This is a genomic window from Paenibacillus turpanensis, from assembly GCF_011421635.1.
GTDB classification, from domain to species: Bacteria; Bacillota; Bacilli; order Paenibacillales; family YIM-B00363; genus Paenibacillus_AK; species Paenibacillus_AK turpanensis.
Window position 1 is genome coordinate 1 of the sequence record NZ_WTLI01000010.1, and the last position, 17,077, is coordinate 17,077.

Genomic DNA, 17,077 nt, shown 5'->3' on the forward strand with positions numbered 1-17,077 from the left:
GCGCCGACATTCTGATGGCTCTCATCGCCGTCGTCCACAGCATCCGTCAGCTTGCCGGAGACAATCGACGCATTCGCCCGCTCATCGCTGTACGACGCTTCGTCGTCGAGGTACAGCACCGCCGCCAGCGCCAGTTCCTCTTCGCCGAGCCAGGCTTCGGCACGCTCTCGCAGCGCCGTTTGCGTCAGCAGCACCTTCGCTCCGCTGTCCTCAAGCATGAACCGCACGCGGTCCGCCGGATAATCCGGGTCAAGCGGCACATACGCCCCGCCCGCTTTCCAGACGGCCAGCACGGCCACCAGCAAGTCCACCGAACGCTCGGCGAGAATGCCGACGATCGTCTCCCGGCCGATGCCGCTTGCGCGCAGGGTGGCCCCCAAGCGGTTCACCCGCTCGTTCAGCTCCGCATACGTCAACCGGTCGTTTTCGTACACGACGGCTGACTCTTCCGGCGCACGCTCCGCCTGTTCCTCAAACAGCCGGTGGAACGCCGCTGCAGGAGCCGCTTCCGGCTGCACCGGGTTGAACGAGACGAGAATTTGTTCTTTTTCCTCTACCGTCAGTAAGTTCAGCTCGGCAATCTTCGCTTCCGGGCGACTTACGATCGCCGCAAGCAAATGTCCGAAATGAGTCGACAGCCGCCGGATCGTGCTTTCTTTATAAAGAGCCTTTGCGAATTCAAAGCTGCACTCCAAGCCGCCATTTTCTTCCGTTACATCCACACTCAGGTCGAACTTGGCCGTGCCGTATTCGCTAGGGTACGGGGACAATTTCAGCCCTTCCAGCTCAAACTCTTTGTCCTCCAAGTTTTGCAGGGAGAACATCGTGTCAAACAGCGGGTTGCGACTCAAATCCCGGCTGACCTGCACTTTATCGACGAGCTCTTCGAACGGATAATTCTGATGCTCGTAAGCGCCTAAGGTCGTTTCTTTCACTTCTTCCAGATACGACAGGAAGGTCTTCTCCGAAGCCGGATAATTGCGGAGTGCCAGTGTATTGACGAACATTCCAATCAACGGCTGCGTGTCTCCGTGCGTTCTACCGGCAATCGACGTTCCGACGATCAAATCGTCCTGACCCGTATATTTATGCAAAAGCACGGTATATGCCGCAAGCAGCACCATATACAGCGTTGTTCCTCTTTGAACGGCCAGCTGCTTCAATCCTTCATTCGTTGCCTCGTCCACGAAGGACGTTAGCGTTTGTCCCTCAAAGCTCTGCACGGCCGGACGCGGATAGTCCGTCGGCATTTCCAGGACCGGCAGCTCGCCCCGGTAACGGTCCAGCCAGTAAGCTTCCTCGCGTTTCAACTGCGCTTTTTGCTCGTCCGACTGCTGCCATACCGCATAGTCCTTGTATTGAATGCGCAAAGGCTCTAATGACTCGCCGCCGTACAGACGAACGAGTTCCTCGACTAACACGTCCATCGAAACCCCGTCGGAGACGATATGATGCATGTCGAACATCAGCAAATAACGTTCGGCTGCCAGCTCTACGAGCTCCGCCCGCAGCAGCGGCGGCTTCGCCAAGTCGAAAGGCCGGATGAAGGCCTGCACGACTTCGGGCGCTTCTTCTTCGCTCGCATGACGGTACTCGACGGCAAAATCGACGCTCTCGTAAATACGCTGTACAGCTTCGCCTTGTACGATCTCAAAGCCGGTTCGCAGCGTTTCGTGCCGTGCGATCAGTCCGCGGAAAGCCCTCTCCAGCAGGCTCCGGTCAATCGATCCTTCCAGCAGCAGCACGCCCGGCATGTTGTAGCTCTGATCGGCTCCTTCCAGCTGATTCAGGATAAACAGCCGCTTCTGAGCTGAGGAAAGCGGATAATATGCTCTTGCGCCTGCCAGCGGAATTGACGAGAACGACTGCTCTCCGATCCGCAAGATGGCGAGAGCCATCTCTTCGATCGTCGAGTAACGGAATACGTCACGCAGAGGCAGCTCGACGTTCAGCTCCTGATGCACCTTGCTCACCAGTGTCGTCGCCCGCAGGGAATGGCCGCCCAGGTCGAAGAAGTTGTCATGAACGCCGATATGCTCCAGTCCGAGCACGCTTTTCCAAATTCCGGCCAAGCTGGCTTCCAGCGGAGTCCGAGGCGGAGCATGTCCTGCACCCGGCTGCAGGCTCTCCTCTGGCGCCGGGAGAGATCGGCGGTCGACTTTGCCGTTCGTCGTCAGCGGGAGCCGTTCCAACTGGATCAGGTACGCCGGGATCATATAGGCCGGGAGTTCCTGGGAAAGCACGCTCTTCAGCTTGGCCGCCGGAAACTCGCGGTCCGCTTCATAATAGGCGCAAAGCTGCTTCTCTCCGGAGGCGCTTTCCCTAGCGTATACCGTCGCTTTCCGAATTCCCTCCACTTTCTGAAGCTGAGCTTCGATCTCGCCCAGTTCAATGCGGAAGCCGCGGATTTTCACTTGGTCGTCCGTCCGTCCCACGTATTCGATCGTGCCGTCCGGCAGCCATTTCGCCAGATCCCCCGTCCGGTACATGCGCTCTCCCGGTACAAACGGATTGTCCACAAATTTCTCAGCCGTCAGCTCCGGCCGGTTATTGTAGCCCCGTACCAAGCCTTCTCCGCCGACGCAAAGCTCCCCGGCCACGCCGATCGGCAGAAGCTTATTCCGGCTGTCGACGATATACACGGTCGTATTGCTGATCGGCCGTCCGATGGGTACGGTAACTGCCGACTCATCAATGAAGTCGACCGGAAGGTACGTGGTGTAAACCGTGCTTTCCGACGGGCCGTACAGGTGGTTGAGCCTGCCCGGTCCGATATGGGCGAGCGCTTTACGCACATGGCCGACCGATACGCGCTCTCCTCCGAACAAAATCGCCCGGACATCCCGCAGGCAGTCGACGTTCACATCTACAAGGACGTTGAAGAAAGCCGTCGTAATCAGCATGACCGAGATGTGCTCGCGCTGGATGAGATCCGCCAGCCGGCCGATTTCCAGCAAAGTCTCGCGCGAAACCAGCACCAGCCGCGCCCCGTTGGTCAAAGCGCCGAAAATATCAAAAATCGCTCCGTCAAACGAATAGCTCGAAAGCTGGAGGACATGATCCTGCTCGGTGATGTCGATATAATTCGTGTTTCGCACGATCCGCACGATGTTGCGGTGCGAAACAAGGTTGCCTTTCGGCTTGCCCGTCGTGCCTGACGTATAGATGACACAGGCCAGATCTGTCGCTTCGGTGCCCGGATTTAGATTTGTGCCGTCCTCGTGATAGAAGGACTCGTCATCCAGTAGGATCACGGAGTCCGAACCCGCCAGGCGCTCGCGCAAACGGCTTTGCGTCAGCATGACCTGTGCTCCCGAATCCTCGATCAAGAAACGGATACGCTCCTCCGGATATTCCGGGTCAATCGGTACGTAAGCCGCTCCGGCTTTGTGTGCCGCCAGCATGCCAACCACCATTTCGATGGAACGCTCAGCCATAATAGCGACCAGACGGCCTTTGGATATCCCGTGGCTGCGCAAGGTACGGGCAAGGCGGTTAATGCGTTCGTTCAGCTCGCGGTAGGTCAGCTCTTGCTCATTCAACGATATGGCGGCTGCTTCCGGAATGCGCAATGCCTGCTCTTCGAACAATTGAATGAGCGTCTTCCCGCGCGGAAATTCCGTGGCGGTGTCGTTAAAACGTCCGATAATATCGGCCTTTTCCGCTTCCGTCACAAGTTCCAGCTCGCCCACGGTAATTTCCGGGTTATCGGTCACCTGCTCCAGCAGATGGACGAGATGACCCTTCAGCCGCTCGATACTGTCTTTATCGAACACTTCGGTGTTAAAGTCGAACCGAATTTCGATCTCGGCTCCCGGCACCACGGTCACGTTGAAGTTATAGTTCGTCTGCTCCTCCATCTGAACGTCAGCGATCGTCAGGTCGCCGTGCTGCTGGTCGCCCGCCTGCTCCATCTGCTCGTCCACCGGATAGTTCTCGAAAGCGATGATATGGCTGATCAGGTTCTGCTTTTGCACGCTGCGGGCTTGAATTTCATACAGCGGATAATAATCATAACGCCCGGACTCCAGCGCCCGCTCTTGGAGCTTCGCCATCAGGTCGGCAAACACGGTCTCCGCTTCGCTCGTGACGCGGACCGGCACCGTATTGATGAACAGTCCGATCATGGACTCGATGCCGGGGATTTCCGCCGGTCTTCCGGCCACGACGCTGCCGAATACGGCATCGTTTGTTCCGTTATATTTTTGCAGCATCACGCCCCAAGCGGCTTGCAGCAGCGTATTGACCGTAATAAGGCGCTGTTTCGCCACCCGGTCCATCCGCTCGCTCAAGTCCTTGCCCAGCTCGGCGGTGACGTGATCAGCCGTAAATCTGCCGTTCGGCGCCGGTTCCTTTTGTCCCGGAAGTACGGTTTGCCCTTCATAACCTGCCAGGTATGCCGTCCAATAGCCGGATGCCGCCTGATCGTCCTGTTTCTCCAACCATTCGATATAGGCGCCATAATCCGATCCCTTATCTCCCGCAGGCTGCTTGCCGGATGCCAAGGCCGCGTACGTCTGAAACAGCTCCTGCGTCAGCTGCGGCAGGCACCAGCCGTCCATCAAAATATGCTGAAAACTCCACAGCACATGATAGCTTTGCTCTTCGGTGCGCAGGATCGTAACCCGAACGAGCGCGTCATGTTCCAGGTCGAAGCCGCGAAGCTTGTCATCCTCGGCCTTTTTATCCAAATACGCTTGTTTCTCGTCCGCCTGCAAATGAAGCAGCTCTTCATATTCAAAGCCGACCGGCTTGTCGCGGTATATGATTTGCAGCGGCTCGCCCGCCGGTCCTTTCACAAAATTCGCCCGCAGCACCAGATGACGTTTCGCAAGCTCCATCCAGCTTCTCTCGAAAAGCTGGACGTCGAGCGCTCCCCGCATCGTAAACCGCGTCTGCTCGAAGTAAGCGGCCGTTTGCCTGTCAAACGCGCTGTGGAACCACATGCCCTTCTGCATCGGCGTAAGCGAGTAAATATTTTCGATTTCCCCGAGATGGTCCGAGCGCTGGGCAATCTGCTCCAATTCCGCGATGGTCAAGCCTTTAAATTGCACGTCGCTCGGTGTCAATTCCGTGTTTTCTTTGCCTGCGCAGTGGGTTATGAGCTCTCGTAGACTTTGCTCAAGCCGCTGAGCGAAGGTTTCCATCGTTTCCTTGCGATACTGCCTCCGGCTGTAACTGAGATCGAGCGATAAAGTGCCATCCAGCACCATGCCGTTGATATCCAGCACAAAGCTGCGGGCCTGCCGGTCGCTGGCTGGGCTGCCGCTTGAATAAGAAGATATGCCGATCTCGTCCTGGTTGACATCATCGTCGAACTGGCCGAGGTAGTTAAAATTAATTTCCGGCTCTGCGCCCCAAACAAAGCCATCCCCCGATTTGGAGAGATAGCGACATACGCCGTACCCAAGCCCCTTGTTAGGAATGCGGCGCAAGCTTTCCTTGACCTGTTTAATCTGATAGGCCAAATCCCGGTCGGTTTCCGGCTCCAGGACAACCGGATACTTGGTCGTAAACCAGCCGACTGTGCGCGTGATGTCGATATCCGTTCCGATCGATTCGCGTCCATGTCCTTCGAGATTGATCCGCACCCGTTCGTGTCCCGTCCACTTACGAACGGCTATGCCGAGCGCCGTTACCAAAATATCGTTCATTTCGGTGTTGTAGGCACGGTGAACCCGCTTTAGCAGCAGTTCCGTTTCTTCGGGAGTTAAACGGACGAACAGCGATTCGTTGTCCTGCTGCGTCGTAACGTCCGCCTCCAGATCCTTCGGCAAGGCCGGAACCGCAATTTGTTCCACGGCCTGCCAATAGGCCCGTTCCTTCGCCATCTCCGGGCTTTGGGCGTAAGCCGCCAACTGCTCGGACCAAGTGCGGTACGCATCCGTTTTCGCAGGGAAACGAATTTCCTCGCTTTTGCCGGCCTGCTCGTAACCCAGAGCAAAATCCTCCATCAAAATGCGCCAAGACACGCCGTCCACCACGGCATGATGAACCGCGAGCAGCAAATGATCGCCGTCCGCACACCGGAACAGTCCCGCCTTCACGAGGGGACCGTTCTCCAGATCAATGCCCGCTTGAATGTCCGTTGCCTTTGCTTCCACAGCTTTCGCGGTAATCTCCGCATCCTTAAAGTCGAACACGTCCAGCATGAACAGCTCGCCTTCCTGAATCGCGCGGTTCCGTGCGCTAAACCCTTGCTCCGTCTTGCGGAAAACCATCCGCAAAGCGTCATGATGCTCGACCAGCTTTTGCAGCACCTGACGCACCGTCTCTTCGTCGAAGCGTTCCTTCCGGTACAGCATCACCGACTGGTTGAAATGGTGCGGGTCCGCAAAGGAGTTCTCGAAAAACCAATGCTGAATCGGCGTCAGTGCCGTTTCACCCGTTACTTCGCCTTGATCGATGGTTCGTCCGATCGGTTTCACATGCAGGCTGAGCTGCGAAATAGTCGGATATTTGAACAAATCTCGGATTTCCAGCTTGTACCCGGCTTGATGAAGCCGCGAAGATACTTGAATGGATTTGATAGAATCTCCGCCCAGCTCGAAGAAATGATCCGTTACCCCAACGCGATCAGTGTTCAATACCGCCTGCCACACATCGGCAAGCGTCCGCTCGGCTTCATTGCGGGGAGCTACGTACGCGCCATCGGTCAGCGCGTTTCCTTCCGGAGCGGGCAAAGCTTTGCGGTCGATTTTGTCGTTCGGCGTGAGCGGCATCCGCGGAAGCTGAACAAAATGCGACGGAATCATGTAATTCGGCAATTTTTGTCCTAACGCGCTTCTCAGCTCGCCGAGCGTAAGCGGGCGGCCCGCTACCAGGTAAGCGCACAGTTCTTGCCCGCTTTTGCCTTCCCGCGCGATGACAATCGTCTCCTGCACGGAGTCGATCTTCAGAAGCTGCTCTTCAATCTCGCCGATCTCAATCCGGAATCCACGGATTTTCACCTGATGGTCGATCCGGCCCAAGTACTCAATATTTCCGTCCGGCAGCCAGCGGGCCAAGTCGCCCGTCCGGTACAGTCTCTCTCCGGGCTCAAACGGGTGTTCAGTGAATTTCTCCGCCGTCAGATCCGGCCGGTTCCAATATCCCCGGGCGAGGCCGACGCCCGCGATGCATAATTCTCCCTCCACTCCGATAGGCGCCAACTGATTCTGTGCGCTCAGTATATACAGGCGATGGTTCCAGATCGGACGTCCGATCGGAATCGCTCTGCGTTCGGTGTCATTCGTAGACGCCGCCCACACGGATGTGGCGATCGAGGCTTCCGTCGGACCGTACGCGTTATAGTACTGTACCTTGTCTTTCCACTGCTGCACGAATTCGGCTGAAACGGCGGAGCCTGCAGTGATGAGCCTGCTCAGACTCGGCAGTCGGTCTGGATTCAAATAAGCCGCATAAGTTGGCGGCAAAGTGGCGATCGTAATTGCATGCTCGTTCATGAAACGTTCGAACAGCTGATTATCCAAAATCGTCTCGGTTGACGGTATATATATGGCCGCCCCGAAATACAGAGCGTTGAACATCTCCCAGCACGACGCATCAAACGATAGGCTGGCGAATTGCAGTACTCGATCCTGTTCAGTCGTGTGAAGCGTATGGGCAAACGTCAGTTTCAGGCTGACCAGCCCGCGATGCTCCAGCATGACCCCTTTGGGTTTGCCCGTCGTACCTGATGTATAGATGACATAAGCTAGATCGTTCGGACCGCTGGCCGGCTCCAGGTTCGAGCCATCGTCGCGGTAGGCCAGCTCGTCATCCAGCGCCACCACGGTCCCTTCGAACGGCACCTGCTGCAGCAGCTCCCTTTGAGTCAGCAGCAGTTGCGCGTTCGAGTCCTCCAGAATGTAGCGGATGCGTTCTTCCGGATATTCCGGGTCGATCGGCACGTAGGCGCCGCCAGCTTTCAGAACCGCCAGAATGCCAACGACCGTCTCCAGCGATCTCCTTGCCATCAAGCCTACCAGCTGATTGGGCAACACGCCGACCGATCGCAGCGTCCGTGCCAGCCGGTTCGCCCGTTCGTTCAGCTCCGCATACGAAAGCCGACGACCCTCATAGACAACCGCCGTCGCTTCGGGCACCCGCTTCGCCTGCTCCTCCACGAGCTGATGAATCGTTCGTTCACAGGGATAGTCCTTCTCGGTATCGTTAAAGCTTCGCAGCAATTGAAATTTTTCGTCCTTCGACAGCATGTCCGCCCGCACGATGTCCAGCTCCAACTCGTGAAGCCCCACAGCCAGCAGGCGATTCAGATGGCCGACGACCCGAGTCATGAACTCTGAGTCATATAAGTGCTCGTTATATGACAGCGCTAGCTTTATCGTCTCGCCGGTTAAGCTGAACTCAAAGGAACAATCCGTGATCACGTTATGCCCGATTTCGTTCAGATGCAGCTCCTTAAGGGATACTAGCGTATGGACGACGGGTATCCCGCCTGCATATTGCAGATCCAGCTTCTCCGTCATTTTTAAGAACGGAATATGTTGATGCTGAATCGCTTCCGGTAAGGAAGTCCTCAGCTCGCTCAGAAGCATTTTAAAAGTTGCACCCGCCGAAAGCGTATTTTTCAAAATGACCGTATGATTAACGGATCGGCGCATCTCCGTCGGTTTCTGTACAACCGGCATGCCGACCAGAATGTCAGAAACGCTTGTATATTTATGCAATAGCGACTGTACACCGGCGAGCAAAATCATAAAAGCCGCCAGCGGAGCGCCCTTGCTCATTTGAAGGACGCGCTGCGCCACTTCCTCCGAAAGTGAACCGACGACGGTTGTCACAATGGGCTCCAGGGAGCTTGGAGCTTTGCTGTAAGGCAGCCGTGTCAAGGTATAATCGTCGTCGCTACCGAGTTTTTCGTTCCAAAACAACGTCTCTTTTTCAAAAGCCACCTGGATCGTTCCCCTCTCTTCATCGGTAAAAGCAATCCGGCGGAGCATATGCCGCAGCAACGCTCCAGCCTCGCTCACCGCCTATTCAAACATGCGACAACAATGCCAATGGCTTTCGCCAGGTCACCGCTTCGCTTGCCCGGTTGAAGCATGCGGCAATCCTCTGCCTAGCAGTTGTCCCACTCGGCTCCCATGCGTGCAAGAAAACAAAAAGCACGTTCTACGCAATAGATGCGGCTGCTTCCTGCTCCTTCGCTTCAATATGCTTGCTGCAGATGGGCCGCCCGAAGACGGGCATTGGTTTAACATTGGATTCGGAATTCGATTTGGGGGTGACAAGGGATGTTACTCCCATCGTGTAAGGCTTGCTGTAGGGTTCCGTCCGACCAGCAGGAAGTCGGCCTTACCTCCGGATTTGGCACTGGAGCTGCCTTTGTCGAAACCTATGTTTAAGGGGTATTGATACACTCTATGTACGATTTGTGTTTTCCCTCGCAGCCCTTGGTGTGGATAAGTAAAGATCCGGCTGCGGAGTAGTGCGCTTTTCCTGACGATTAGATGTGACGATGGTGCTTCATAAGGCTCAAAGAATGCCCCGTATGGCATGAACGGTACAGCCCTTGGATTGGCGGTGAATTCCATGCTGCCTGAACGGTACCGCAGGCAGCATGGGGAGAAAATCTTCCAATGGGGTGAAAACTTTATATTAACATCAGGGCCGCATGCTCCCACTTCCGTGCCTCTTGCCGGGAGGCCACCGGCTTGGCCGAGCTTAGGTCGTTACCAGCAAATCCTTGGTCTCCTGGGAAATCACCTGCTGCATACTAGACTTGATAATGTCGCAGCCGGCGGCCAGATGCTCCATCGATACGGTCAGCGGAGGCATGATTTTCAGTACGCGGTCTCCTCTGCCGGCTCTTTCAATGATGAGCCCGTTCTCGAAGCTAATCTCCGTCATCCGCTTCGCCCCGGCTTCATCTGTGAAGCCCGAGACGTCAATGCCCCAGATCAGGCCGAGTCCGCGGATTTCAATAGACGGATGGAGAGGCTTGATTTCTTTGTCAAGGAAGGTGCGCACAAACTCTTCCTTCTGTTTCACCTGAGCTTCCAGAGCGGCTCTGTCCCGGAACTCGAGAGCGGCCTTGGCGGCCACGAAAGCGAGCTGGTTACCGCGGAAGGTGCCGTTGTGTTCGCCCGGCGTCCATAGATCCAGTTCGGGCTTCAGCAGCAGGAGGGACATTGGCAGGCCGTACCCGCTGATCGACTTCGACAGGGTAATGAGATCCGGCTCGATCCCCGCACGTTCGAAGGAGAAGAATTCGCCTGTCCGACCGCAGCCGACTTGAATTTCGTCGGTAATGAGCAGGATATCGTGCCTGCGGCAAAGCTGCTGCAGCCCGCGCAGCCACTGCGCGTCGACGACGTGAATTCCGCCTTCGGCTTGTACCGTTTCAAGCAGGATGGCGGCCGGCTTGTCGGTTCCGGAGTGCGAATCAGTCAGGATATTCTCGATATAGCCGAGCGTATCCATTCCTGCGAAAGCCCCGCTCGGGTGCGGCATGAATGTAATTCCGCCCAGAGGAAGCCCCGCCCCTTCCCTCATGGATTTGGAACTTGTAGCTGACAGGCTGCCGAGCGACATTCCGTGGAAGCCGCCCATGAATGCGAATATCCCGGTTCTCTTCTTCGCCTTGCGTGCGAGCTTCAGGGCCGCTTCCACCGCGTTCGTCCCCGTCGGACCGCAAAATTGAAGCTTATAATCCAGCTTCTTCGGCTCCAGGATCCGCTCCGAGAAGCTCTGGATGAATTCGCGCTTAGCCATTGTATACATATCCAGCCCGTGCATAATCCGGTCGGAGGTCAAATAATTGAGGATCCGGTCCTTGATATAATCGTTGTTATGACCGTAATTCAGTGCGCCGGCACCTGCAAAGAAATCGATATATACTTTTCCGTCTTCAGAATATAACAGGTCCCCCTTGGCCCGGTCGAATACCACCGGAAAGCTTCTGCAGTAAGATCTTACGTTGGATTCCAGCTTTTCAAAAATGCTCACGCGCTTCATCCTCCATCGGAATTGGGATAAGGTTGGCTTCATCCGTTCTGAACCTACTGACGTCATGGAGCAGCATATTCTCGGCTGTCATTTTCCGCAATTGTCGGTCCCCGCATGCCGGCTTGCTGGGTAGCCAGTGGACTGGTCTCTCGCGCACAGCTTGTATCGGGATAATTTCCCCTCCTATTCCACGTTCTAACATAATAGGTTATTAACTCCATGTAGGATTATATCAATATTTCGTATAATGTATAATAAAGTTTTAGTTAAATTCGGTCTAATCAACATAATATGTTAATATTTTTCCTGAAAAAGCAAATAGAGAAGTAACGCTAGGAATGGTTTGCTTAGGGGTAGAGCAAATAATCGTTGAATTCTATTAAGAGAGTTTTGATAATCAAAGGAGTTTGACGAATTTCAGCTCTTCCCTATTACCACGAGCGCGTCCAGGTACGCTAAAAGAGGCTTTACTTGAAGGGGGGACATGGCAGGCTGTTTGCCTTCGCAATGAGGCTTTGAGCCTGCTCGGCAACTTGCGTCTACTAGATAATTTCTGAAACGGTTTTAACAGGTTACAAAAAATGATTGGCAGACACTGATATAACATCAGCCATCCTCTAGGGCATGTGGTTACACATTTTATTTTGCAGTTACCAATAAAATTTAACGCCTTTACATGCCTCTCCTATTTCCTGCCCCTGCCTCAAAAAGAAAAGCTGAGCAAATGTCAGGAAAAAGTCCTGAATCTGCTCAGCTCTGGAACGACTATTACATTGCACAATCTTACTATCAGGTGAAATAAAAAGGCTTGGTACTCATCACCTTTCTACCAAGCCCTCATCACGGTTCACCTACAACATGGTGTCATCACATTAAGCACGGAAGTAACGCAACATTTTCCGGCACAATCGTGCCCCCAGCGCCAAAACAAGCCCTGCCGATCGTTTTCTATCAAATCGCCCCCCCCCCCTTTACTAGGGGCAAAACGAAGGAAGCCATGCTCTCAAGACACGGCTCATTCCCTATATACCGACAATGGAAAGATCAAGACGCTTTGATAAATCGACTTCATAAACCTGTTTGATTTCATTTCCTTGCTCGTCCGTCACCATACGCAAAATCGGACGCTGCGGCGAAGCGCTGTTCACATCAACCACAACGCCTCTCTCGCCCGTACTGAGCTTAACCTCCAGCCCGAGCGGATAAATGGCGATCTTATCACGAAACAGTGTGAGTTTGTCCAAATCATACATCGTCCCGGCACCGGAATATAAAATATCAAGCGCCTGATGCGGAAGCATCGCCGATTTGTATACTCTCGCCGTAGTCATCGCGTCATACGAATCCACAAGACCGATCCATTTGGCGTAATCATGGATTTCCGTTCCGCCAATACCGCGCGGGTATCCGCTGCCATCGATCCTTTCGTGATGCTGCAGTGCGCAGTGCGCCGATAAAAGAGGGATGTTCGGCTCATCCTTCAGAAGCCGGAAACCGATTTCCGCATGGCTTCTCATCACTAGCATTTCCTCGTCCGTCAGTCTTCCCGGCTTTGCGAGAATTTCCAGAGGGATATGCGTTTTGCCAATATCGTGAAGCAGCGCTCCTAAGCCGAGCGTAGTCAGCTCGTCCCTTGTATAGCCGTACGCTGTGCCCAGCATAGTTGAATATATGCAAACGTTTAATGAGTGCTGATACAAATAATTATCCGTAATGCTCATATTTGTCAGCATGATCATTGCATCCTTATTGGCAGTTAGGTCGTCAACAATAATATTAAGCACCTCACGGAACGTCTTCCCTAGGCTCGGCTGATGATGAATCGGCCTTTTGCGTCCCGCTTCCTCCATCGTCTTGCGAAACGCGTTGCGGATTTCCCGGGTTGCCCGTCTCCGCGTTTCTTCACTCAGCAAATCAGGAACCACAATATCGTCCGTCAGGCCGTCCAAAATATAAACGTAGCTGATCCCATGGTGCTGAAGACGAGAAATTAGCTTCTCCGTCAATTCGACATGTTCCGCGAGCAAAATGCAGCCTTCCTCGTTGAGTATGCTCTTCCCAAGTCGATGTCCAGGTTTACAATCTGTGATCGGCAATAACCGCATGAAGTCCCCACATTCCTATTCCATACGTGATGTTGTTAGTACATTCTTATACCTATATATCCTCACTGTACCCTAATTGACGCCTAAAACGCAATACAAAAAACCGCATCTTTCGACACGGTCAGAGAATTTACATGAAGTTTTCATAAATTGTTACATTCCTACAGTTAGCATATAAACCAAAATAATGGCAGCGAGTGCAAAGCGATAGTATGCAAAATATGTTAATTTCAGCTTGCCTACCAGCTTTATAAAGGTTGCGACCGCAAGCAGAGCTACCACAAAAGATGTAACGAAGCCGACGGCGAAGAACAAGAGCGAGTCCCTGCTGAACTTATCGATGTTCTGTAAAATTTCATAGCCGCAGGCCGCCGTCATGATCGGAATCGCGATTAAAAACGTAAAATCGGCCGCCGCCGCACGCGTTGCACCAGCCAGCATTCCGCCGGCAATCGTCGAGCCGGAACGGGAAAAGCCCGGCCAGAGCGATAAAATTTGCGCAATGCCAATGAAAAAAGCCTGCCGATAGGTAAGATCATCCATCGTTTGCGCCGTAACCGGCGGCTGCTGCTTTTCGGCAATGATCATAAAAATTCCGCCCAGTACTAGGCCGATCAATACCGTTTCCAGTGAAAACAGCACATCCTTGATAAAATGACGAAGCACATAAGCGAGTCCCATTGCAGGGACGATGGCGATTGCGACATGAATCAGATTCATCCGCGGTCCGTTCGCGGGAGCACGCTCCCCAAGCTGTATGCCGAAAAGCCGAAGCACCCGCTTCCAATAAAGAACGACGACAGCCAAGATCGCCGCGAATTGTATGACGATTTCAAAGGTTTCTGCGGTATCGCCCGTAAAATGTATCAGATGCCCGGTTAAAATCATATGTCCAGTCGATGAAACCGGCAAAAATTCAGTTAAGCCCTCGACTAACCCGATAATAAACGCAACCCATAAATCGAACATCGCTTCCTCCCCGAAATAGATTCTCTCTATGCCTCAGCTTGCGGGATCCAGCGTTTCTCCCGGCAGCTTCGCAGCATCAAGTCGTTATGCAGGCTGTCCGCCAGCAAGTCGCGAATGAACTCAGGCAAATAGTAGCGTATGTTCGTTCCTTTCGCCAACGAAAGATAACCAATTCGAAACGTAAACATGTCGATGGTACCGACCGAATACTCGCGGACCGGGTCAAGCGGCAGCCCGTTAATAACCACGCTGCGGATTCGCTGTCCGTTCGGCGCGCTTGGACAGTACGTCACCTGCATCCCGTCCAAGCACAGCGTGCCGAGCTTCTCCCCCCGGAAGCCGAAGCCTCGAATCGGCAGCTGAATATACGCATCCTGCAGCGCTTCTTCCAGCGCTTCGGCAAGATCCTCGCCGCGCAGCAGCATGCGGCACGGATTAATCGGCGAAGGGCATACGCGCAGCAGCCGCTCCCTTGACACCGGACCGGCCTGCAGTCCGTCCAAGAGCTGCCCTGCGTTGACAAGCCCGATCTCCGCCTGCGTCCATTGGCGCAGCGATTGGGCAAGCAGGTTCCCGAAGGCGGACTCCTGCTGCCAGCTGTTTTCAACCGGCTCCTGCAGGGTAACGATCGGCCCGCTCAGCTTTTGTTCGCTTTGCAGCCGGTACGAGCGGATGACCATCTCCAAATGAGAGTCGGCAGGGAACCCCTCTGTAGATATTACTTCTCCATCCGCAAACACCCGACGGTCCGTCTCATCATAGGTGAGTGTTATATGGCCAACGTATTGGCCGAATTTGCCGGCGCCGAATATGGCCGAATGTCCAATGCGCAGCGGCTTCTCCAGCAGATGATGCGTGTGCCCTCCGATAATGACATCGATAAGACGTCCGCTACGATTCGCCGCCTCGGAAGCCAAACGCTCGTCATGATGCAGCCCCATGTGCGACAGCACGACCACAATATCGGCAGTGGAACGAACCTCCTCGGCTTCCCGCAGGGCAGCCTCTATCGGGTCGGTGACTGTCCAGCCCAGCTGACTGTAAAAGGTGGTGAAATCGATGGTAACGCCGATTAATGCAATCCGAACGCCGCCGCAGTTCAGCAGCCGATGCGGCACTAGCCAATCGGGCCTTACCCCCGTTGAGGTGAGCTCCATATTGGCTGCCAAATAAGGAAAGTCCGCTTTCTTGCCTAGCGCATCGGACAGCATATCGACCGTAAACGTCAGTCCTTCATTATTGCCTGGAACAGCTGCATCGTACCCGGTTTCGTTCATGACCGCGATGTTCGCCGCACCTTCGCTTCCTTCCGTCTCCGTGCGCATTCGATCCATATGGTCGCCGATATCCAACAGCAAGCTCGGTTCGCCGCCGATTCGTTCTTTGATGGACCGGATCACAGATGACACCTTCGGCATTTGTTCAAAATGGCTGTGAATATCATTGGTATGTATCAAGTGTACTTTACGAACGGCATGCAACGGAGGCGCTCACCCTTTCCATTTCAGTTGGTCGATTGAAACCTCATTTTTAAAGCCGTAGGAGGACTTATCGGCGCCTCCTAGGTCATGCAAAAACCAAATCCGGGTTACACTCTTTACATTCAAGCATTCGCTGGATCCATTCGGCACGTACAAGCGGACCGGGTACCCTTTGTGGAGGGGCTGGCCGTCATTTCCTTGAAATAGCACCGCCGCCTCCATTAATTCATTCCATGGAATTACCGCTTGAAATTCATCCGCCGCTTCCACCTTGAGATGAGTCGGAGCTGCCGTCTCCTTATCTGTGACCGTATGCCCCGAGCTTATCCATAGTTTATGCCAGGTCATAAGATCCAATGCCAAGCCTTCCACACCAGGCACCCGCTGCGCCAGCGGAAAATGCTCCTCTGACGGTACGACGGCAGCAAACCCCTCAACCGTAAATGTATCCTGTTTATTCTCCTGCATAACCGTAATATTCATCAGTACGATCTCCTTTTAGCCGCCGATCTGCGACATCCGCCGATCCGTCGGCACGTGGGATTGGGCGGCGTCCCAAAGCTTCTCCGCCATTTCATGGTTTTCCGGCTTAATGTCAAGCGCACGGAAAAACATCGCCTTCAGCGCCTCCGGATCCGATGCGCATTCCCTTACATTAAGCTCATCGACCCAATACAAGCAGGGCTTCAGATTTCCGTCCGCCGTCAACCGCAGACGATTGCAATTTTTACAGAAATGGTCGCTGATCGGATGGATCAGCCCGAAAGTTCCGACCGCGCCTTCAATGCGGAAATCTTCCGAAGGGCCGTTGCCCTTCACCCGTTCTTCCTTCGCGACTAAATAGCCAAGCTCCTTTGCCTTGTCAAGGACACTCTGGAGCGGTAAATAATGGCTTCTCCACGTATCGTCCGCATGACCGATCGGCATATATTCAATAAAGCGGACATGCAGCGGATGCTCCAGCGTCATGCGGAGAAAGTCGGGAATTTCATCCTCATTCATTCCCTTGAGCAGCACACAGTTCAGCTTTATAGGATGAAACCCGACTCGCGAGGCCGCTTCGATTCCCTTCAGCACTTGGTCCAAACCGCCGCGCCGAGAGATCATCCGAAAACGAGAGGAATCCAGCGTATCCAGTGAAATATTTACACGATTCAGTCCTGCCGCATGCAGAGCATCCGCTTTACGCTCCAGCAGCAAACCATTCGTCGTTAGTGAAATATCTTCAATACCGGGGATCGCCGACAGCCGGGCGATCAGCACTTCAATATCCTTGCGAACGAGCGGCTCTCCACCCGTAATGCGCAGCTTGCGGATTCCAAGCTCCGCCCCCGCCTTGACCACGGCCACGATTTCATCAAAGGACATGACTTTATCGTTTGACAAAAACTCCATGCCTTCCTCAGGCATGCAATATACGCAGCGCAAATTGCATTGGTCGGTTACCGATATTCTCAAGTAGTCATGAGCGCGGCCAAATCTGTCGATTAATAATGATTCGCTCATCCCGTTCACCGCCTTCCAAGTTCCCTACATTATAACATTTCCCATACATTTGTGATATGCTAG

At 54.1% G+C, this 17,077-nt stretch carries 8 protein-coding genes; all 8 read right to left on the reverse strand.

Annotation, left to right across the window (positions count from 1 at the left end):
- Nucleotides 1-8,945: non-ribosomal peptide synthetase (locus GQS10_RS10640; protein ID WP_166242173.1), on the reverse strand; the 8,945-nt coding region annotated here is incomplete at its 3' end.
- A 172-nt stretch (nucleotides 8,946-9,117) separates the two neighbouring features.
- A complete protein-coding gene (locus GQS10_RS23485; protein ID WP_279537977.1) occupies nucleotides 9,118-9,252 on the reverse strand; it encodes a hypothetical protein in 135 nt (44 codons plus the stop codon).
- 417 nt (nucleotides 9,253-9,669) lie between these two features.
- Nucleotides 9,670-10,953, reverse strand: coding sequence for a diaminobutyrate--2-oxoglutarate transaminase (gene ectB / locus GQS10_RS10645; protein ID WP_166241873.1), 1,284 nt, complete (start codon nucleotides 10,951-10,953; stop codon nucleotides 9,670-9,672).
- Nucleotides 10,954-11,975: 1,022 nt separating this feature from the next.
- Nucleotides 11,976-12,980, reverse strand: a complete 1,005-nt coding sequence (locus GQS10_RS10655) for an HD-GYP domain-containing protein (RefSeq protein ID WP_341805046.1) — start codon at nucleotides 12,978-12,980, stop codon at nucleotides 11,976-11,978.
- 231 nt (nucleotides 12,981-13,211) lie between these two features.
- On the reverse strand, nucleotides 13,212-14,027 hold the full coding sequence (locus tag GQS10_RS10660; protein ID WP_166241878.1) for an undecaprenyl-diphosphate phosphatase: 816 nt from the start codon (nucleotides 14,025-14,027) through the stop codon (nucleotides 13,212-13,214).
- A 26-nt stretch (nucleotides 14,028-14,053) separates the two neighbouring features.
- Nucleotides 14,054-15,484, reverse strand: coding sequence for a bifunctional metallophosphatase/5'-nucleotidase (locus tag GQS10_RS10665; RefSeq protein ID WP_243735105.1), 1,431 nt, complete (start codon nucleotides 15,482-15,484; stop codon nucleotides 14,054-14,056).
- A 33-nt stretch (nucleotides 15,485-15,517) separates the two neighbouring features.
- Nucleotides 15,518-15,991, reverse strand: coding sequence for a molybdopterin-dependent oxidoreductase (locus tag GQS10_RS10670; RefSeq protein ID WP_166241880.1), 474 nt, complete (start codon nucleotides 15,989-15,991; stop codon nucleotides 15,518-15,520).
- A 15-nt stretch (nucleotides 15,992-16,006) separates the two neighbouring features.
- Nucleotides 16,007-17,014 (reverse strand): GTP 3',8-cyclase MoaA, encoded by a 1,008-nt coding sequence (moaA, locus tag GQS10_RS10675; protein ID WP_166241882.1) that lies wholly within the window; start codon nucleotides 17,012-17,014, stop codon nucleotides 16,007-16,009.
- Nucleotides 17,015-17,077 lie beyond the last annotated feature (63 nt).